Raw genomic sequence first — 21,400 nt, 5'->3', positions numbered from 1 at the left:
ACCTATAGTATATACTTCAAATGTTCTATTACTTTTTAAACACTAATAGAACAATAGTACCAACTCCAACACTGCTTTTAATTTCAAACTGTCCACCTATAAGTTCTGTGCGTTCTTTTATATTGAGAAGTCCTTGTCCGTATTTAACCCCACGCTGATCAAACCCTTTTCCATTATCATTAACTTCAATTTCAAACGTATCCTCTGTTTTTTGTTTTATAGTTACGTAACACTTTGTTGCTTCAGAGTGTTTTTGAACATTCTGTAATACCTCTTGTAAAATTCTATATATATTAATCTTACAATGATGTGATAAATTATCAATATCTAATTTTTCATCAATATGATATCTAAACTTTATTGCCAAGTTTCTATTCTGTAGTTCAACTAATTCTCTTAATAACGGAACAAACTGTTCAATTAGCATACTATTTTCGTTGGCTAAAGCGTGTGATACACCTCTTAAATAGTTTTCAACATCTTTAAGTTCATTAACAAGTAAATTTTTCTGTTGACTAAAATTATCTTCTTCTAACTGCATCAATGAAAAACGCGTTATAAAAAGCTTATTTAATACACCGTCGTGCAGTTCTTTTGCTATTTCATTTCGCTCACTTTCTTGAGCCTCAGACATCTCATTATGACTCTTAATAATTGAATTATAGTACCTCTCAGTATCCCCTTGTAACATTCTTACAATCATTAATTTTCTTTTCCTCTGTAAATAGAAAACAACTAATAAAATTAATAAAGACAATAAAAATAATATTCCACTAACTACTACAATTGTGTTCTTTTCTTGTTTTAAGGCAATATTTGATTTTTCTAAAGTAGTTGCTTCATACTTAATTCTTGAAAACTTATTTCTTGTAAGATTGTTCTCATCCACTGCACGTCTTTGCAATGACAAATAAGTATTGAAATTTTCAGATGCTTTGTCTTCTTCATACTTCAGTAATAACTCTACAGCGTTCAAATTTGTTTGAAAGTCATCTTCCTTTTCAGCATAGTCTAAAACCTCTTTTATTATACTATGTGCAGTCTTAGGTTTATTACTCAAATAATTATATTCTGCTAAGCATAATTTTGCTAAGTTTTCTAAGACTAAATTTCCGAACTTTGTTGAAATATCCATAGATATATTAGCTAAACTACTTACTTTAGATAACTCACCACTTTTCATTTGAGCAATTGCTAAATTAAGTGCTAAAGCTGAATAAACCTGTTTATCTATTGGATGATCAAAATCTATCTGTTTATCTATTGCGTCTTGTAAAGAGGTGATAGCTAACTCATATCGTTCTTGTTTTATTAAAATACGAGATACATTATTATGGATATTCGCACGATTTAATCTCCTATAATAATCTGTTGTTAGATTTCTTAATTCCTTAGTATCCAGCATCTCATATGCTTGATTATATAAATCAATCGCCTCATCATTTTGTCCTAATCCAACAAGTATTTCTCCCATTATACAGCATTGTTGAAATAGACGTTTAGAATCGCGATTGCTTAATCCATAACCAATAGATTTAGTCATTTGATTTTCAGCCTCACCATAAATTGAATTTCCTGTTAACAGTTCGGCTTTATGGATATAAACCTCTTCTAAATCTAATGAATCTTGCGTTTTTAAAAATAACTGCTCTGCTTGTGTGAAGAAATAATAAGAACTATCAATCTTAAATCTATTTTCGAAAAACTTACCTAATGACATATAAGCACGAGCCATATCTGTAGAGTCTTCCGCTTGTTCTGCGTACTTCAAAAGATGATGTGAGAAAACTTTATCTGCTTTTGTTTTTGATATAAAACGATGTATTATTTCCCTGTTTTCCTTAGTATTGGATAAACCTAAAACTTTTGCTTCTATATCACCAAGTTGTTTGACTTGTAAGCTATCTTTTCTATAATAATCGTATTTATTTATAAATGTACTTATAGCTATGCTATCTGAATGCAATTTTGCTGCATTCCTCTTTTGACAACTATATAATACCAACAAGAATAATACTGCAAACAGTAGTACTGATTTCTTAATAAACACTCTTAAATTCATACTGTGAAAAGCCTTAATTAAATACCAAAGACAAAAGCTAAAGTGACAAAGTGCGAATTTACTATTATTTACATAAATAAAAATATGATATATCACTATTTTTTCAAAAAACAATATAAATCACTCATATCATTTAAACATATTAGTATTTTTAGGATAGTAAGAATTACTATCAAAAGGTAGTGATTACAGCCTATACGGTGCAATTATATTTAACATATAACCTCTAATTAAAACTCTTACTATTTTAAAAACTACAAACAAAAAAAGCACCCCTTTTTCAAGGAGTGCTTGTTATATAAAGTAAGAATATTCTTATTTATTATGAGGGAATACCTTCAATACAGAAGAACAATTCTCTCTAATTTCAGCTACCAATTCTGGATGCTCATTCAATTTTAATCCAAAAGAAGGAATCATTTCTTTGAATTTCGCTTGCCATTCAGTTGATTGAAACTCTTGTTTGAAACATTGAGAAAGTAATTTCAACATAATAGGTGTAGCTGTAGATGCACCAGGAGAAGCTCCTAATAACGCAGCAATTGACCCATCAGCAGAGTTTACTACCTCTGTACCAAACTGTAAAATACCTTTACCGTCTTTGTCTTTTTTGATAACCTGAACACGTTGTCCAGCTTTCTCTAATGACCAATCTTCATCTTTAGCATCTGGATAGTACGCTCTTAACGCTTCGTAACGAGATTTCTCAGACTGTAATACTTGTCCGATCAAGTATTTAGTCAAATCCATATTACGCATTCCTACACCAAGCATTGGTCCAATATTATTCATTTCTAATGATTTGAATAAATCAGCATTTGAACCTTGTTTTAAGAACTTAGTAGAGAAACCAGCATAAGGACCGAATAACAATGAATGTTTTCCATCGATAAAACGAGTATCTAAGTGAGGTACAGACATTGGAGGTGCTCCAACAGATGCTTTACCATACACTTTAGCCATATGTTTTTTCACTACTTCAGGATTACGACATACAAGCCACTCACCTCCTACAGGGAAACCACCATAACCTTTACTCTCTGGAATATCAGCCTTTTGTAATAACAAAATAGCTCCACCACCAGCACCTACAAATACAAACTTAGAGTTAACTACTTTCTTAGCTCCTGTTTTGCGATCTGTAGAAGAGACTGTCCAAACATCACCTTTGCGTTTAATATCTGTAACTTGAGTATTAAAACTCATATTTACACCATTCTCGCTTTTTAAGTGATCAAATAACTGACGAGTTAAGTCTCCAAAGTTAACATCCGTTCCTAATGGCATATGCGTAGCAGCATAAACATCATCCGTTTTACGGTTGTCCATTAATAATGGCGCCCACTCTTTAATTTGTTTTGGATCTTCAGAAAACTCCATTCCGTGGAATAACGGGTATTTTTGAAGCTCTGCATAACGTTTTCTCAAGAAGTTAACGTTATTTTCTCCCCATACAAAGCTCATATGAGGCACAGTATTAATAAAACTATTTGGCTTTTTAAGAATGTTTTTCTTTACCAAATAAGACCAAAATTGTCGAGACACTTCAAATTGTTCAACAATATTGATTGCCTTAGTAGCATCAATTGTACCGTCTGCTTTTTCAGGCGTATAATTTAATTCACAAAACGCAGAGTGTCCAGTTCCGGCATTATTCATTGCATCAGAACTTTCGGCAGCTGCACTGTCGAGACGCTCAATAACCTCAATGGTTAAGTTTGGTTTCAGCTCTTTCAATAGGACACCGAGTGTAGCACTCATAATTCCTGCACCTACCAAAACAACATCAGCCTCTGATTTTTGTATACTTGACATTATATCGGATTTATTTTTTTGCAAAATTAATCTATATTATAGAGAAATTGTAGGAATCTCTCAAAAAATATTTTAAAAAGACAATTTAGAATTTATTCATATAATCTTGAAGGATTATAGTAGCAGCAATTTCGTCTATCAACGCTTTATTTTGTCGCTGCTTTTTCTTCAACCCACTGTCTATCATTGTTTGAAATGCCATCTTAGAAGTAAAGCGCTCATCAATACGCTCTACTGGCATTGCTGGAAAGTTCTTTTCAAACTTACCAATAAACTCATTTAGCAAAGGAACTACTTCAGATGGTTCGTTATTTAAGCGCTTAGGTTCTCCTATAATCACCTTTTCCACCTTCTCCTTTGCAAAATATTCTTTTAAAAATGGCAACAATTCCGATGTATCAACCGTCGTTAAGCCTGAAGCTATTATTTGAAATTCATCAGTAACTGCAATTCCAGTGCGTTTTTTACCGAAGTCGATAGATAGTAATCTTGCCATTTTTATATGTATTCTTTTTAGTAATTAAATGTTCCGTATTCTGATGTAATCGTTAGTTTCTTCTCTTCTGAAGCCTCTACACGACCTACAATTTGTGCTTTTACATTAAACGATTCTGAAATAGCAATGATATCTGCCGCTACTTCTGGTTTAACATAAAGCTCCATTCTATGACCACAGTTGAACACTTGATACATTTCTCTCCAATCCGTATTAGATTGTTCCTGAATCAACTTAAACAAAGGTGGCACAGCAAATAAATTATCTTTTACAATATGTAAATTATCTACAAAGTGCAATATTTTCGTTTGTGCTCCCCCACTACAATGTACCATTCCGTGTACGCTATCTGCTTTGTATTTAGACAGAATAGCTTTGATAATTGGCGCATACGTTCTTGTTGGAGACAATACCAACTTACCAGCGTCTATTGGAGAACCCTCCACTGCATCAGTTAAGTTCACCTTTCCTGAATACACTAATTCTTCTGGTACAGACGAGTCAAAACTCTCTGGGTATTTTGCTGCTAACGAGTGATCAAACACATCGTGTCTTGCTGAAGTAAGTCCATTACTTCCCATTCCACCATTGTATTCTTTTTCATACGTTGCTTGTCCGAATGACTCTAATCCTACGATTACGTCACCAGGTTGAATATTCGCATTGTCAATCACATCACTGCGTTTCATACGAGCAGTAACAGTCGAATCAACAATAATTGTGCGAACTAAATCTCCCACATCTGCTGTTTCCCCACCTGTTGAGTGGATCGTTACACCAAATGCTTTCAATTCTTTAATCAAATCCTCAGTACCATTGATGATAGCAGAAATAACCTCACCTGGAACCAAGTTTTTATTACGACCAATTGTACTTGACAACAAGATATTATCCGTTGCACCAACGCACAGTAAATCGTCGATATTCATAATAAGCGCATCTTGAGCAATTCCTTTCCAAACAGAAATATCTCCTGTTTCTTTCCAATACATATAAGCTAAAGACGATTTTGTACCTGCTCCATCAGCGTGCATAATCAAGCAGTAATCTTCATCTCCTGTTAAATGGTCTGGAATAATCTTACAAAAAGCTTTAGGAAATAACCCTTTGTCAATGTTCTTAATAGCATTGTGAACATCTTCTTTTTCCGCAGAAACTCCGCGTAGTGCGTATCTATTGTTAGTATTCATAAAAAGTGTGTTGTTTGCGCAAATTTAAGCTTATTGTTGATGTAAAGCAATGTTATTTTAGAGCAACATTATTTTTATTTCTCAAAAAGCCTTAGCCTTGAATATAAGGCAAAAAAAAATCTACCGCCTTAGCAGTAGATTTCTATAAATCTGTTAGATAGTTTTTAATACATCTATCAAAATATCAATATCTTCTTTTGTATTTTCGTGACTAAAAGAAAGTCTTAAACTCGGTTTCTTTAAATCCTCAGCACATAAAAACTGAGACAATACGTGAGATGGTTTTTGACTACCTGACTGACAAGCACTACCTCTTGATACAGCGATTCCTTTCATATCTAATTGAAACAACATCATTGCTGCTTTCTCTTCTGATAAAGGTAATAACACGTTTAAAATATTGTAGAATCCTGTTTTGTTACCATTAAAATGTACATCTGGATACACTTCAACTAATCGCTTGCTACAATACTCTTTTAACGAAGTAATATGAGCGCGTTCTTCATCCAACAACTCGTACGCCATTTCTAACGCTTTTGCCATACCAACTACTTGATGTGTTCCCTCTGTTCCTGCGCGAAGTCCTTTTTCTTGTTCTCCTCCAAACATTACTGGTCTCAACACGTTTTTCTTACGGATAAATGCAAAACCAATTCCTTTTGGTCCGTGGAATTTATGAGCACTTGCCACAATAAAGTCTACAGGAATTTCAGCTAAATCAATTCTTGTTTTACCAACCGATTGTACTGTATCACAGTGAAACAAAGCATCATTCTCTTGACACATAGTAGCCACGCGTTTCAAGTCAAGTTCAGTACCAACCTCATTGTTTACGTGCATTAAACTTACTAAAGTTGGCTTATCACCCTCTTTTAATAATTGTTCAAGTTGCTCGTAATCAATTTCACTTGTTTCTTTTATATCTAAAAACACCATCTCCACACCATATTCAGCATTTAATTGCTTTATAGTGTTTAACACAGCGTGGTGTTCTAATTTTGTACTAATAATTCTCTTAACTCCTAAATCTCTAACAGCAGAGCGCAAAATCCAGTTGTTACCTTCCGTTCCACAAGAGTTAAAAATAATCTCAGAAGAACTAACGTTAAACTGTTTTGCGATTATCTTTCGTGCACTTTCAATTAACGCCTTTGCGTGTCGTCCAATAGAATAAGTAGATGACGGGTTTCCATAATCATCTCTTAATACTTTAATCATTTCCTCTACTACTTCAGGACGCACAGATGTTGTTGCTGCACTGTCAAGATATACTTGTTTCATTTCCTAATAATTTGTTGGTATTAATACTATGCTTTACAAAGAAAGCAGTTGTTGTGTTCTTTAGTTAATCAATAAGCAAATATAATAAAAACTCGAAAAAAGAGCATAATTATATTAACAGTTTTACATCAAATGTGATTATTTATAAATCATTCAACGTTATCTATGATAATATCCTGTTCTTTTAAGACCTTTTTAGCAATGATTCCAAATAAAAGCAAATACACAAAACACAATAAACTAACAATATATGATTGGTGTATTCCTATTATATCTGCTACTTTTCCTTGTATAGGTGGAATAATACCTCCTCCTAAAATCATCATAATTAAGAAAGAAGACCCTTGTGCGGTATATTTTCCAAGACCGATAATTGCAATATTAAAAATAGCTGGCCACAATACACTACAAGCTAATCCTCCTGCTAAAAAGGCATAAACAGCAGTCATACCTGTTGTCATCAATCCAATCACCATTGCTACGAGTCCAAATGTACTAAATAACACCATTGTTCTGGCAGATTTATTTTTACTCCAAAAAGAGAATAATATTTGAATAACCACACAGATGATATAATAATACAAATGTTGAATATCATTTCCTGCTAACACATTGGCAAACAGCACAACAACGTACGCTAACAAGGGGACTACCACTAAAGCTAATACGCGTTTTGTTTTACTTAAATTAAATACGCTTACAGCACCTGCCCATCTACCAATCATCAAACTCCCCCAATACATCGAAATATAAGGCGCAATCTCTGACGACTGCAACGACCCAAATTCTTCAAGTTTTAATAATTCTCCCAAATTACTCCCGATTCCAACTTCAACACCTACATAAGCGAAGATGGCAAACATACCCAATAACAATTGCGGATACTGCATAGCTCCCCATCCTTCTTTATTTTTTCTACTACTTACATAAGCAAAAGCTATACTCCCTGCTATAACGACTAACGCACCACATAGCAACAAAATACGCTTGTTCTCTAAGGGCACTTTTAGTACTTCAATCGCCTGATCTATTGTTTGTAAAGGGTCTCCTTCAAGTAAAGCAACTTGTGGTAAATCACCATTTTCCAAACGTTGAGCTAATACTATACGTTCTGATTCTAATTGTTCAATATCTTTACTCGCCTGACTGCTATATGTTCCAAAAACAGGAATAAACAAGGCAATAAGTAAGCCAGTCATAATTAACAATAACTTAATCGACTTACTTGCAGGCTCAATCTCCTCTGTACTAACTCCGGCTGGAATCTTCTTTGAAAAGTAAAACATCGCTGCCGCAAGTAAAAATAGTCCACCAACAGCGGCATATAAAAATGTCATCGTATCCAAACTTAAATGCTGAATTTGATCATCTGTCAACGCTTCCGTACTTCCAAAAAGCGCATACGCCATTAAAAGCGGACCTACCGTTGTTCCCAACGAATTAATTCCCCCTCCAAGACTCACTCTACTCGTTCCCGTTTTAGGATCTCCCAGAGAAATAGCTAATGGATTCGCCGCAATCTGCTGTAGTGAAAACCCAAGGGCCACGACAAACAAGCCAACCAACAACGCTACGTAAACACTCACCTGTACTGCCCATATCATTGCAGCTGCCCCGATTGCAGAAAACAGTAATCCATAAACAATAGAGCGTTTAAACCCCCAATTACCGATCAAATCTTTTCGCTTGTAAGAACTCACTAAAAACAAGATTAGCGCCCCAAAATAATAAGCTGTATAAAAAGAAAAGTCGATAAGCTGTGATTGAAACTGGTCTAAATGAAAGAAAGCTTTACAGAATGGAATAAAAATACTATTACCCGCAGCAAAAAAGCCCCAAAAGAAGAAAACGGTAACCAATATATACAACGCTGGATAATTGGTTTTTACAGATGAATTACTCATATATAAGTTGTTGGATTACGATTTTAATAAGTTTTCCAAATATAGATAAATCCATAATCTCCTAAGCAATTTATCCTTTCAAAAAAGAAACTCTGTGCAAAAGTTGTTGTTCAAAAAAAGAGCCTTTACTGATTGTCTACGCAAAAATCAAAGGGGACAAACAGAAAATCGCGTTAAAAAACGATTAACTACGTTGTAATTTTACTTTATCCCAAGAAAAAAACTATTTTTGTCACTGAAAATAATTCTAAACTTAATATGAAAAAGTTTTTAGCCATTGCAAGTATATCTTTGCTAACTGTTTTATCTTCTTGTGACGACGGTGATCTTGTATATAAAGATATCGATTTTAGTAAAAACACCTCTGTTTCAAGATGTAGCACAGTAGGTGCAGAAAAGATATTTTACAAACTTCAGAATGACGAAGCACTTATCCTTGTAGTGGATGCAGAAAATCTAATGAAAGACCCAACACTTAAAACTATTGCGGTTAATATTGATGGTCAATCAACTTCATTAGACTATAGAAAATACACAGATAAAGTAGATAGTAAATCTATTTGTAACCTACCACCTCCTGCATCGCCATCAGTGATTCAAAGCATTCCTGCATCGCCTGGGGGAACAGTTATTATCAATAGAGAAATCGCTTTAAACAACAATACTTCTGAAACAAACAATTCTGTATCGTTGACTTACCAATACGCGTTTTATTTACAAAACATCAACTTCAAAGAGGGAGAAACGAATATTAAGTATGATAAAATGTTATTTGGAACGAACAACTATGCCAACCGTACTTTAGAGTTTAAGTTTACTGGAGCAGATGGAGTCTTAAAAACATTGAATGAATGTGAAGGACGCACTGTTACACTTTCTAATAGAGAGGCTGTTTTAGTTGGCTTATCAATTGATGAATTACCTAATGAAGAAACTGTTAAAACGATTAACTTAGACAATGAAAGAGTAGCTACTTTTAGATATTACAGTCGCACGGGAATTAATCTACCTAACGTATGTAAATATGAAGGAGATATTCCTGGTTCATCTGAAGCAAACGTAAACAAGTTAGAAGAACTGTGGACTGCTACTAAGGGGCAAATCGTTATTGAAACACGTAAGACAAATCCTGTTGAAGGACCAGCAAAATTGGTTCACAAAGTAACACTTAAAGGGGCACACTTTATCAAAGACCAGTATGACAACCTTTCTTTTACAAAAGATATTGTGTTAGGTGAATATACTACTGATATTAAATAACATAGATTATATATAACCAAAAAAATGCCACCTGATTAGGTGGCATTTTTTGTTTTGTATTAATCGATTACAGCAACATATTTAAAAAATACATAGCCTATTTGTTTCGTTCTTTTGTTTTCTACTTTTACCCATTCTCCTTGCATAGATAAAAAAACTAATAAATCACCTTTATACAATTTATCAGTAGTTGCATAATGTGTTCCTGGTCCGGATCTTACATTCAACATATTTGAAGTTACCACTAAGGTTTTCAAGTAATATTACTTTCTTTTAAAAACATTTATTATACTGAAATTCAAATTAATACCACTTGTAAAATCCACCTTTTAATTTCTAATTAAATGGTAGAATATGATCACTTACTTTTTTTAAATTCCATTTAAAAAAACCACCGCAGTCATTTAATTTTAAACAATTAGAACATTCAGGCAAATACTCATTTTTCCAATCTGAAATAGATTTTCTAGAAACCCCTCTTATGCTCATTGGTAACAAACATAAAGGAGTATTATAAATAGAAACATTCATCCCTTTATCTACTAAATATTCAACGGCTTCTTCTAATTCATCTTTGTAGTCGTAAGGATCAATCCATAATTTATCTATGTTGTAAGGCGTATAACCTATATACTCCAAGCCCATAAAAGCAATATGCTCTACAAAAGGTAAATTTTTATAAATATACTTAGCTAATTTCACAAGCCTATGAGTTGTTTGTTTATGAAGAACAATCCTAATCTCAATACGTTGATTAAATCTATTTAAATTATAAAGACCTAAAATAGTTTGATCAAAAGCATCTTTAGCTTGAACGATATAGTCATGAATTTGATAAAAATCAGAATATAAAGGTATTCCAAACATAATTCGATTACTAGAAATATCTGTTAATTGCTCCGTAAAATCATACCATGCAAAAGTCCTTCCATTTGATAATATATGAACTTCTGTTTCTGGTAAATACTCGACTATCATTTTTAATAATTCAAAAAAATACTTACCTAGTAGCGTAGGCTCTCCACCAGAAATTCCTAATTCGACACAATCTTTTGGAATTAATGGAATTAATTTTTTATGTATATTAAACAAGCGTTCAATATCATCAATATTCTTAGGAGGCTGTGAACACATCAAGCAATTACTATTACATCTTTCTGTAACTAGTAAAGTGTTATGAAGTGAATTAACCCTATATAATGTATTTACATTACCATCATCTGAAACTACAATAATATCTCCCTCTTCTAAATATTCTAATGTACTAATACCCTCAACTAAGGTTTGATTATAACCATTTACATTTTTAGATGTAGTCAACACAGCTAATGAATCATTTAGAGGTATTTCTCCAACAATAATGTCAATTATTAAAAATGTATTTTTATCTATTTTATTAAAATCTCTTGTAACTGAGCCAACAAGAAAATCGTTAATGTTTTTTGACCTACCTTTTACTCGTAATAACATTTATTTAAAGTATTTCATGTTTACTCCTTTAATTTGCTGTTCTTATCCAACCTTGAAAAATTTTTTCTATTCTAACATCTGAATCCATTAACTCAAATAAATATCTAATAATTTCCATATTTTTAGAACAAAAATCACTCGTTGGTCTATGTCCATACATATGCCCTTGCGTTGCATAGTTATGTACAGGATCTGCTCCACAATATTGTTGAAAGGCACATTCTGAACACCCAGCAAGACTCTCATTTGCCCATACTTCTGATATTTCTTGTGCCTTCTCTCCAAAAAACAAATGTTCATATGAGTCTTCCAAAGACCCCATTCTGAATGTAAAGTCATTTTGTTCTGCTAGCATTCTACTTTCATCTGTTGCATACACATCCCCATCATAATTAAAAACAACAACACCTGTTATTAATCCAGCTGGTGATTGTAAGTCAACAAAACCAACATTGAAAGGGGTTAACATTTTTGTTAAAAAAATCCTCGCTAAATCCTCCGAGAAAAACTCCCCCTGGAAATTATACTCCAATATTCTTTGAAGAGCTTTTTTATAAAAATCTAAAAATCGATCTGTTTCATATCTATCTTTCTGTGTTCTCAGAGCAAAGCCATAAGGACTTATATTTCTTAAAAAAACACCATTAAAACCTCTATTTTTATATTCTTCAACAATTTCTATCGGATAATCTAAAGAAAGCTTTGTTGTAGTCATTAATGCAGAAACCGCATCTTTTCCGTTTTTTTCACGTGCTAACTCAATACCTTTGATTGCTAGATTATAACTACTTGCATTAGGTTTTCGCCTATTTGAATCATGAACTATTTTCGGTCCATCTAGTGACGCAGACAAATAAACATTATGCTCTTTACAGTATTCCAAAACTTCCTCAGTCAACAAGGCTAAATTAGTACAAATTACTTTTGTCAAACCTCGATTAGTTCTTATTGCTATATCTTCTGCTTTGTTTACTGCATACTTAATATTGTCAAATGCCAATAAAGCCTCACCACCTTGAAACTCCATTGTAACGTGTGGATTAGGTGATTTAAACATTATTTCAATACCTTTATCAATATGATAACGAGACATATCGTATTTCTCTTTATCCTGTGTAACTCTAGAAACTTGGCAATAACTACATGTATGTTCACATCTTAATGAAATAACAAAAATATGAAGACCCGTAAAATAATTTAAGAAAAGTTTTTTTGTTCTATATCTAGTAGCTAACACATCAATCAAAGGACTGACTATTTTTTCTGAAATAAAAAAATTAGCAATTAAATCCCCATAAAGTTCATTATCAGTTTCTTTACTAATTTCTTTTTTAACTATACGTTCATATGTTCCTTTAGGTATTATTAAGAAATCTCCTACTTCATTGACAATTAATTCTTTATTTTCATTAATTCTATGAAACCTAAATGGTAATAAAAAATAATTATGATTCTCTGATTTTAAATCAAAATGCGAATCATCTTTAAATTTACGACTTTTCTTTTTATCTGTAATCTGCATAATTTAGCTAATATTAAACCCAACAGGATCTGTTACTTCTCCTGGAGGATTCTCATCGAATTCACCATTTGAAAAAGCTTTTGCAATCAATAAATCTCTGATATTTTTTGTTTCTTTTGTAACTATATCCCTTAAATTAAAATCAATCAAATCATTTTCTAATTTTTTTAAAACTAATTTCAAATTATGCTTATTTTGTTCTAATGGCACCAATACAATTTTAAAATACTGATTGTCCTCGATATTCACTATATCAATATTGCAATGAAAATCATTGCAATACCAATACGTACATTTAAAAACACTATCTTTAGAATATAGCTCTGCATTTGCAAAAGCTACAATCTCATTTTCTAACACTCTATTCATTATTAAAATTTTTTAAGCGTAACTGCTAGAATAATGTGAACGATGAGAGCTATGAGAGCTATGAGAGCTATGAGAACTATGAGAGCTATGAGAACTATGACTTGCTATAAACTTACTATCTTCTAAATTATTTATATTAAGCTTTAATACTGGCATAGGCCTAACTTTTTGGGCATTTACTTTAATTTCGACTGGTTCAAAATTAGTATTTGGTAGTTCAACTGCTTTAACTTGATTAGAAGTCAATGCTGCTATTGCTAATCCAAAAATAGACGACACTTTTTTAGTCAAATTACTTGTGATTTTCTTATTTCGATCTTTCATACTCTATTAAATTTTATTATACATTGAGTAAAACTATAACAACCTAAATCACAAATAGCAATTTGAAATTATAGGCACTATAAAAATACAAATACATAAATAATTTTCATTTAATTATTTAGTGAATTAGCCCTTTTTTTGAGTATATGAATTCTAATTTATCATCAATCAAAAAAATAAGAAAAAATCTCCTATTTCATATATATTAATAATTAACTTTAAAAAACAGAAAAATCCGTTTAAATCATACATCCATAGGTTAATAGATTTCGCTTTCTTAATATCTATATTACTACTACTCCTCTATATTCCAACTCTTGCTATGAAACATAGTTATTATTGCATCAACATAATGTTTGTAAACAACATATTTTACCAAAACACCTCTTCTTACACCAACAATTCTTACAAATTAAGAAATTAAACTATGATAACTTTTAGAAGCCAGTATGCTGGCTTCTTTTTTTACTTATTGGACTACATATTTTTATCGGACACCACTAATAGTAAATTATACATAACAATCAACCCTATTTCTTCAAAATTGTAATCTCACCTACATACTGACTTTTAGAGTTACTTTGTATCTCATCTGCACGCACTTGATACCAAAAAGCCCATACGTGAACCCGGTGATTTTCCCAGCTTTTAAATATTGGAAGAACTAACTTGTAATGTATATCTTCAGCTTCATATTCGTAAATAGTGGACTCATGTACTATCGGATTGAACAAATAAACTACCAGTATGTTCTTTTTATCTGAATCTTCACTTGATTTAAACCTTCTCCATTGCATTGATAATTGAAGATTTGACATCATTTTTAAACTATGTAACTTCCGTTTTTTACCACGACCCGTAGTAAATCCCAACTTACTCATATCAACATATGCGTGATTTCCATATTGAAAAGTTGCTTCTTTCATTCCTTTTTCAACCAAAAAAGGGGTTACCATTTTTTTCAGGGAATTAAGCCTGTAAAAAGGATTTGTGAACTCTTCTAAATTGGTAAAAAAATTAGTCAAATATTCCTCTTCTTCGCCTGGATTTACACTTACATACGTTTTTTCATAAAAGGAATCCTTCTTTTCTTTAGTACCTTGATGACGAATCTCCGTGTGGTTTAGCACATTTTGCTTGGCTTTTTTAACCTCCCCATCCACTTGTAAACATTCATTATTTTTTTTCATAGCTTTTGTTTTTTTACGAACCAATTGATTTTGAAATAATTACAAAGCTATTTTATAATTTACTATCTTTTCTTCACCCTTCCACTTTTGTCCTTTCTTTTCTCTTTTTTTCCTTTCTTTTCTCTTTTTTTCCACTTCTGTCCTATTCCCATTTCTACGCATCCCCCTTGTTTTTACCTGTAAACATAGAAAACCACAAACTACTGTAAAACAAACAGATAGATATTTTACACCACCTTTTATTTAGCATCGCTTTGCATAAACAGTAGTCTTGCTTGCAAAACAGGGGCCTTTTCCGAAGAAGTCCCGATGAAAGCTACAACCGTTCTCGATGAAATGACTTAAAGAAACTCACACTTAGTTAAGGCATCATTTTTGAACTTATACAAAAAATTGTCAATCAAATAATATTCTTATTTTTATAAAAAAGCAACACTAAAAAATAATTAAGTGTATTTTTAACACATTATAATAAATACTACTCACTCAAAAAAACAAGACACTCACTAATCTTTTAAAAAAGCACAAATAAATTTTACTAATTTTATAATAATTAAATAAAGTTAATTATGGCTATATACAAACATAAACTTGTTTGCATTCTACTTCTTGTTACAACTTTATATAGTTGTAATAAACCAAAAGAAGATGAAAATTTATCTACCTCACATTTTGGGAAGTCTATTTCTTATGAAAAATTTCTTTGGAAAGATGCTCGAAATGATACTTTACAAAAGTCTTTTGTGTATTCATTTAACAATTGGGCAACTGAATCAAACTCATCCGTTACAATAACTTTAAATAACGGAGAAAACGAGATAATTAAAAATAAGACTCCTTACCATTTTCTAGTAAATAATGCTCCTATTACTGATGGTAAAATAATTTTGAAATCAACTAATAAAACTGGGGATACAATCAATTTGAAATTAGTTATTCCTAATCAAATTAATACTGACTTTTTTGGATACATTACAATTGCAGATCACAATCTTGATCGTGTAAATGATATCGAAAATCCTAAAAACACTAATATTTACAAATGGTCTGCTACTCAAGAAATTCAAATGAATCCCTTGAAAGTTATATTACTTTGGACATTAGCCATAACAGCAGCTTTCCTATTTATTTATTTGTTAATACTGAGACCTATTATTTTTAAAAGAATGGGAAAAGGACAAATTACAATTCAACAACCTTTCTTTAAAAACATAAATGTTAAAAATAACATTGAATTAGTTTTTACTAATAAAAAACATAAACAAGGATTCTTTAATAAAATATTTCAAGGAAAACGAACAACAATCACTAATAATTTCTTCACCAATCCTATCTACTTTACTCCAAGTGTAAAAAGTAAAATTAGAATTAGAACAGGAGGTCATTATAGTATAGAGCCCTTTACCACAACTTTTGAAAAAGGGATTATTTATGAGATTACAAATAATAACACTAACGAAAAAATAACTATTACATATTTATAGACTATGGCACATACTTTAAAAAGAAGTTTATTCATTGGATTAGGAGGAACTGGAGCACAAGCATTATTACATACTAAAAAGAGATTTTTAGATACTTATGGTGAAGTACCACCTATGATCGGCTTTCTAGCGATTGACACAGACATAAGCACAGGAGAGAAAACAATTATGAGAGATAATATATTAGATATTCACTCTAATAAAGACAATAAAGTCTCTTTTACTCCCTCTGAAATTATTCACATTGGTGTACAAGGTGCTGCTTCTGCATATCAAATAAACAAAGACACCATTTTTGATTGGATGCCTCAAGAAAATGAGTACGCTTTAAGAAATTTATGGCAAGGTGCTGGTCAGGTAAGAACAAATGGTCGTTTTGGTACATATTTCAACCAAAACAACATTATGAATGCTGTTCAAACTAAAATTAATGCTATTCAAAATATAGATATAGCAAACCAAAACAAGTTCATTCCTAAAGACGCTGGAATTGAAATTAACTTTGTCTTCTCTATTGCAGGTGGTACTGGTAGTGGAACTTTTATTGATACGGTTTATTTAGTTAAGCACGCTTTAAGAGGTAATGATAATATTAAGTCTATCGGATTTGCAGTGTTGCCAGATGTATTTAATGCGATGCAACAAGGTATTTCTATGGCAAATACAAGACCTAATAGTTATGGAGCTTTAATGGACTTAGATTATTTAATGAGTAAAGATGTACATAACTTCGGGTTATCAATCAATCTAAATCAACAAATAATTCCTGTTACGGAAAACCCTTTTGATATTTTATTTACCATAGGTAATAAAAATACCAGCGGTGCAGTTGTAAACCATATTTCAGATATCTCAGAACAAATTGGACTTGCTATGTTCACAGGAGCAAGTGAGTTAAGTGCTAATGTAAATAGTGTTTACGATAATGTATTAACAGTTCTATCTGGAGGTCAATTAGATATTCTTAATAAACGTGCTTGGGCTTGTGGTATGGGAGTTAGTGAATTATATTATGATGGAAATACGCTCGGAAATATTTATGCAAGAAGAGTTTATGGAAATATGATAAGCAACTTATTATCAGAAGATTCTAATGCTCAACCTCTTGCTTCAGCTTTTATAGATAATCCTTCTATAAATATTAGAGAGAATAATGGTAATGACAACCTTATTAATGCGTTATTAAATAAAAACCCGCAAAACCAATTCCCTAATATTGATGATATCACTGACTTAGCTAATCAAATTAATGCTTATCTAAATAGTGTGGAGAAAACGGCTGATCAAGCTATCACTTTGAGTGAAAAAACAAAATATAGTGATGTCGTTTCTCAATTAAAAGAATTCATTACAAAATCATTAAATGCTAATTATGGTATTGGTAATGTCAAACATTTCTTAGGTGATTTAAAAGAGCAGTTAACTATTTTCTTTAAGGAAATGGATGAAGAAGAAGAAAGCTTTATTAAAGAAAAACAGAATAATGAAAATGCTATTAAGAATGAAATAGAGAGTTTACAAAACATTTCTACAGGATTAGCTTCTTTTTTAAAGAAATCATCTATAAATGAAAGTAAAGAAGGTTTAGGAGACTTAGTTAATCGCCAAGCAATTACTATTAATGAAATTAAAAGACGTGTTTTCGCTAAGCAATTCTTAACAAAATTAATTGATAATGTAAATGATTATCAAGCAACCATTGCTACACTTATTAGTAAATTAACACAAGTTAAAGAGAGTGCTACAAGCTTTGTTAATAGCATCATTAACTCAACGAATGAAAAACAAAAAACATTTATCATTGACTTGCACAAAGAAGATTTAGACAAGACATATGCTAAAGATGGAGACTTTTTAATTGCTGATTTCATTGCTACATTTAACGATACGCTTGATAATGGTATGTTATCTTTTGAAACATTAAAAAACGAGCAAATTGAAAAGATATTCTGGAAATATACAAAAGGACTACCTAAAGCTTTAGCTTTTAAAAATAAATCAATTGACGATGTATTAAGAGACTTATCTCCTGAGAAAACAAATGAAATAGCGAATAAGCTTATTGCTAAATCTCACGCATTATGGCAACAAAGCTCTAAGGGATACGCTATTGGTCAGCAATTATTTGATTATTTCGTTATTGGTTTACCTACAGCAAACTCAACTTTTAAAAACTCTTTTAAAAATTTAGTTCAAAATCAAAATATAGAGTACGTTTCTACAGGAATTCACAATAAAGTTATTTGCTACAGAATGGAAGCTGCTTCCCCTATTTTTGGAGTTTTAGATGTAGAAGGATATGCTAGAGACCACGATAAAATTAAAGAGAATTCAAACTCTATGATTTACCATATTGACAAAAATTGGTTGACAAAAATGGAACGAACAAACTTCTCTATCTGGCCTGCAAAAAAAGAAGACAACAGCTTACAGGCTTGGGTATTAGCTTTTGGTTATGATCTTATTAAATTAGAACCTACTACCAATAAATATAAAATATATTCGACCAAACAAGGTGACGCTTTAGATGGTTATTGGCTTGAGCTTTCTGAATATAGAGATGAATCTTTTGACATATTTAAAAGAGGCAAATTTATTGATGAAATCATTAGTAGTATTGAAGCAAAACAAGCACAAGATGGTGAACAACAAAGTAGTGGGCTAATCGCTGATATAAAAATGAACTATATCACAAATTATGCTCAGATAAATATTAGTCGTGATGATCTAAAAAAATCAATCTACAGCAAAGTTGCTGACTTACTTAGAAAAGAAATTGACTTTGTTACAAAAGAATTAAAATAACAATGACACTTTATGATTAGTCCTTGCATTAACATAGCAATTGGAAAAGATGGGACAATTTGTGTTCAAAACCTTGCGAGTATTTTCCATACTCGTGAGGATTTGTTTCCACAACTTATGTCTTTCTATTCCATTGAGATAGAAAACGAAATACAATTTGATGTATTTGATAAAACTACACATCAATTTATAAATTACAGACTACCTAATAAAGAAGATGACAAACTAACAAATAACCATATTTTTATTGCAAATGCATATAATGACTTAATTTCTATCATTAATGTATTGTTTAAAGATTTGCAATACACTTATATTAATGTAAATCTTGTTTACTCTGCATTAGAAGTAGACCTGAGTATTATTGAAACCATAAGTAATATAATCAAGCAATACACACTTGATGGTACTTTTGGTACAGTGATAGTTAAAAATTACGTAATACTATCTGATGGTACAGGTATATTATCTACTAAACAAGAAGAACTAATTACATCAAACTTATCTTTTTTAGAGAATGTCAGAGAAACTAACCCGATTGTAGATAGTATTTTTCTGCTTGATGATAAAAACATCAATGCTGTTTTCTTGGGATATAAGCACGAGTATTTGTCTTTTGCATTATATGAGTTTCTCATTGCTATAATGACTAATCAGTATAAACTAATTAGCAACTTACCTGGAAAAAATAAATTAATGTCATTTGGAATAGGTTCTGTCTTTTTTGATAAGTTTTATTTCAATGCTTTTTTTGATAACAAAATATTTAATGCTTTCCTTGAAAAAGAAAGTATTGCTACTAACAAAAGAAATTATTATAACATATCCGTCTTTGATAGTATAAATGGAATTTTTAACAATTTTTATAGCGATTGTACTATTGACATTTCAATGCTTTTAAAAATAGTTACTGCAGATTCTAAAGAATCTGAAAACTTAAACATTGGTTCATATTTACATATGTTGCAATTATTACTTGGCAAAACACAAGACCAAGTTATCAATGAAGAAAAGTTCACGCTACAATACAATATTAAAGAACTAATTTTCAATATTGTTCACGAATATATCTTAGAAAACAAAAAAGAATATATTTCAGTCAATGAAGCAAAAAGAAAGTACGTTGAACATATGTACAACGAAAAGGAACTTTACGAATTAAAGACTTTAGAAGAAGATTATAGCGAAGAGATTAATACTTTAGAAAAAACGATTAAAGACAGTAATACAATATTAGCTGCATATAATAAGCAGTTAGAAAAAAGCTTTTTAAAATACAAGAAACCTTTAGAACGAAAGTACTTACAATTAAATCAACTAACTGATTTAAACAAACGTTTAGAGGAACTAAACAAGAAAAAGCAAATTACTAAAGAGCTTCACAAACAAAAGAACTTCTTTTCAAGACTTTTTACAAATAGAGCTTTTAAACGTGAGATTATAGAAATTAACCATGATATTACAGCTTTAAAGCAGGAAATAAATTCTAAAAGTAAAAATATTGAGCAAATTCAAAATGCTCTAAACGAATTATATAAGCTATATGAGATTTGTAATGATTTAAACAATAAAATTAGTTTAATTGTTGATGATCTACACCAACATCAATCATTCCTTTACCAAGAATGGAAGGGAACTCCATATATCGACTATTCTTTCGTGCAGAATATCTTAGATATCGAACTTTTAGAAGACTATTTTATAAAACATAAATCTCAATTAACTAGAAATACAACTATACCAATAATTGAATTAATAGACGAGAAAAGCGATATAATAGACATTGTAGGTGACTATATAACAAAGACCCTAAATAATAGATATGAAATAATTGATTTCTATATTTCTGATTATATGCTTGGTGAATACGATCATTTAAAATTGTTTACACCATTTGATTTTAACACGGATATTCAAAAGTTGAAAGAAAGAAGTAGACCTTTTGTAAATGTTATTCCTACTTATATAGTGCAAACACACGAATTATTTTCAATTTGTAATTGTAAAAAGAAAGACCAAGTGTTACAACAAATGACTAAATATTATAGTAGCTCAATTCCACAAACAATGGAGAACCCTAATAAAGATCGCTTTATAGCAATCAATATTGAGAGTATAGTTTCTACTAAAAAAATTGCAAAATCAACTAAAAAAGATAAAGAATGAAATTCAAAACATTTTTAATATTAATATGTTTTCTCTTTTTAAGCTTTCCTATGTTTTCACAG

The 21,400-nt window shown here is 31.1% G+C and carries 16 protein-coding genes; 4 read left to right on the top strand and 12 right to left on the bottom strand.

Annotated elements, in window-relative coordinates; all coding sequences use genetic code 11:
* Positions 1–28 precede the first annotated feature (28 nt).
* From GQS07_RS10350 to GQS07_RS10325, 6 genes are all read right to left on the bottom strand, one after another.
* The gene (locus tag GQS07_RS10350) at positions 29–2,062 is read right to left on the bottom strand and encodes a tetratricopeptide repeat-containing sensor histidine kinase (protein ID WP_158210733.1); all 2,034 of its coding nucleotides are present in this window, start codon (positions 2,060–2,062) and stop codon (positions 29–31) included.
* A gap of 315 nt (positions 2,063–2,377) precedes the next feature.
* Positions 2,378–3,877, bottom strand: coding sequence for a malate:quinone oxidoreductase (locus GQS07_RS10345; protein ID WP_158210732.1), 1,500 nt, complete (start codon positions 3,875–3,877; stop codon positions 2,378–2,380).
* Between the two features lie 85 nt (positions 3,878–3,962).
* The gene (gene ruvX, locus GQS07_RS10340) at positions 3,963–4,373 is read right to left on the bottom strand and encodes a Holliday junction resolvase RuvX (RefSeq protein ID WP_090406434.1); all 411 of its coding nucleotides are present in this window, start codon (positions 4,371–4,373) and stop codon (positions 3,963–3,965) included.
* Positions 4,374–4,390: 17 nt separating this feature from the next.
* Positions 4,391–5,563, bottom strand: a complete 1,173-nt coding sequence (locus GQS07_RS10335) for an AIR synthase related protein (RefSeq protein ID WP_090406432.1) — start codon at positions 5,561–5,563, stop codon at positions 4,391–4,393.
* A gap of 153 nt (positions 5,564–5,716) precedes the next feature.
* The gene (locus tag GQS07_RS10330) at positions 5,717–6,844 is read right to left on the bottom strand and encodes a cysteine desulfurase family protein (protein WP_158210731.1); all 1,128 of its coding nucleotides are present in this window, start codon (positions 6,842–6,844) and stop codon (positions 5,717–5,719) included.
* Between the two features lie 149 nt (positions 6,845–6,993).
* A complete protein-coding gene (locus tag GQS07_RS10325) occupies positions 6,994–8,748 on the bottom strand; it encodes an MFS transporter (RefSeq protein WP_158210730.1) in 1,755 nt (584 codons plus the stop codon).
* 258 nt (positions 8,749–9,006) lie between these two features.
* Here GQS07_RS10325 and GQS07_RS10320 point away from each other — a divergent pair, with 258 nt between their 5' ends.
* Positions 9,007–10,008 carry a hypothetical protein gene (locus GQS07_RS10320; protein ID WP_158210729.1) on the top strand — a complete coding sequence of 334 codons (1,002 nt, stop codon included), beginning with the start codon at positions 9,007–9,009 and terminating at the stop codon, positions 10,006–10,008.
* Positions 10,009–10,067: 59 nt separating this feature from the next.
* Here the strand turns inward: GQS07_RS10320 and GQS07_RS10315 are convergent, their stop codons facing one another.
* The 6 genes from GQS07_RS10315 to GQS07_RS10290 form a co-directional block, all read right to left on the bottom strand.
* Positions 10,068–10,238 carry an SH3 domain-containing protein gene (locus GQS07_RS10315; RefSeq protein ID WP_158210728.1) on the bottom strand — a complete coding sequence of 57 codons (171 nt, stop codon included), beginning with the start codon at positions 10,236–10,238 and terminating at the stop codon, positions 10,068–10,070.
* 106 nt (positions 10,239–10,344) lie between these two features.
* Positions 10,345–11,478, bottom strand: coding sequence for a His-Xaa-Ser system radical SAM maturase HxsC (gene hxsC / locus GQS07_RS10310; RefSeq protein WP_158210727.1), 1,134 nt, complete (start codon positions 11,476–11,478; stop codon positions 10,345–10,347).
* Between the two features lie 28 nt (positions 11,479–11,506).
* Positions 11,507–13,000 carry a His-Xaa-Ser system radical SAM maturase HxsB gene (hxsB, locus tag GQS07_RS10305; protein WP_158210726.1) on the bottom strand — a complete coding sequence of 498 codons (1,494 nt, stop codon included), beginning with the start codon at positions 12,998–13,000 and terminating at the stop codon, positions 11,507–11,509.
* Between the two features lie 3 nt (positions 13,001–13,003).
* Positions 13,004–13,369, bottom strand: coding sequence for a His-Xaa-Ser system protein HxsD (hxsD, locus tag GQS07_RS10300; protein WP_158210725.1), 366 nt, complete (start codon positions 13,367–13,369; stop codon positions 13,004–13,006).
* A gap of 12 nt (positions 13,370–13,381) precedes the next feature.
* The gene (locus tag GQS07_RS10295; RefSeq protein WP_158210724.1) at positions 13,382–13,693 is read right to left on the bottom strand and encodes a hypothetical protein; all 312 of its coding nucleotides are present in this window, start codon (positions 13,691–13,693) and stop codon (positions 13,382–13,384) included.
* Between the two features lie 530 nt (positions 13,694–14,223).
* Complete coding sequence (locus tag GQS07_RS10290; protein ID WP_158210723.1) at positions 14,224–14,883, bottom strand: hypothetical protein; 660 nt, start codon at positions 14,881–14,883, stop codon at positions 14,224–14,226.
* Between the two features lie 569 nt (positions 14,884–15,452).
* Between GQS07_RS10290 and GQS07_RS10285 the strand changes: the two genes are divergently transcribed.
* The 3 genes from GQS07_RS10285 to GQS07_RS10275 are packed head-to-tail and all read left to right on the top strand — an operon-like array spanning position 15,453 to position 21,338.
* Positions 15,453–16,367, top strand: a complete 915-nt coding sequence (locus GQS07_RS10285; RefSeq protein ID WP_158210722.1) for a hypothetical protein — start codon at positions 15,453–15,455, stop codon at positions 16,365–16,367.
* A 3-nt stretch (positions 16,368–16,370) separates the two neighbouring features.
* A complete protein-coding gene (locus GQS07_RS10280) occupies positions 16,371–19,172 on the top strand; it encodes a tubulin-like doman-containing protein (protein ID WP_158210721.1) in 2,802 nt (933 codons plus the stop codon).
* Positions 19,173–19,184: 12 nt separating this feature from the next.
* Entirely contained in the window at positions 19,185–21,338 is a 2,154-nt protein-coding gene (locus tag GQS07_RS10275) for a hypothetical protein (protein WP_158210720.1), read from the top strand.
* Positions 21,339–21,400: the final 62 nt, after the last annotated feature.

The sequence above is a fragment of the Myroides phaeus genome, from assembly GCF_009799805.1.
GTDB classification, from domain to species: domain Bacteria; phylum Bacteroidota; class Bacteroidia; order Flavobacteriales; family Flavobacteriaceae; genus Flavobacterium; species Flavobacterium phaeum_A.
This window is presented reverse-complemented; position numbering and strand designations above follow the sequence as displayed.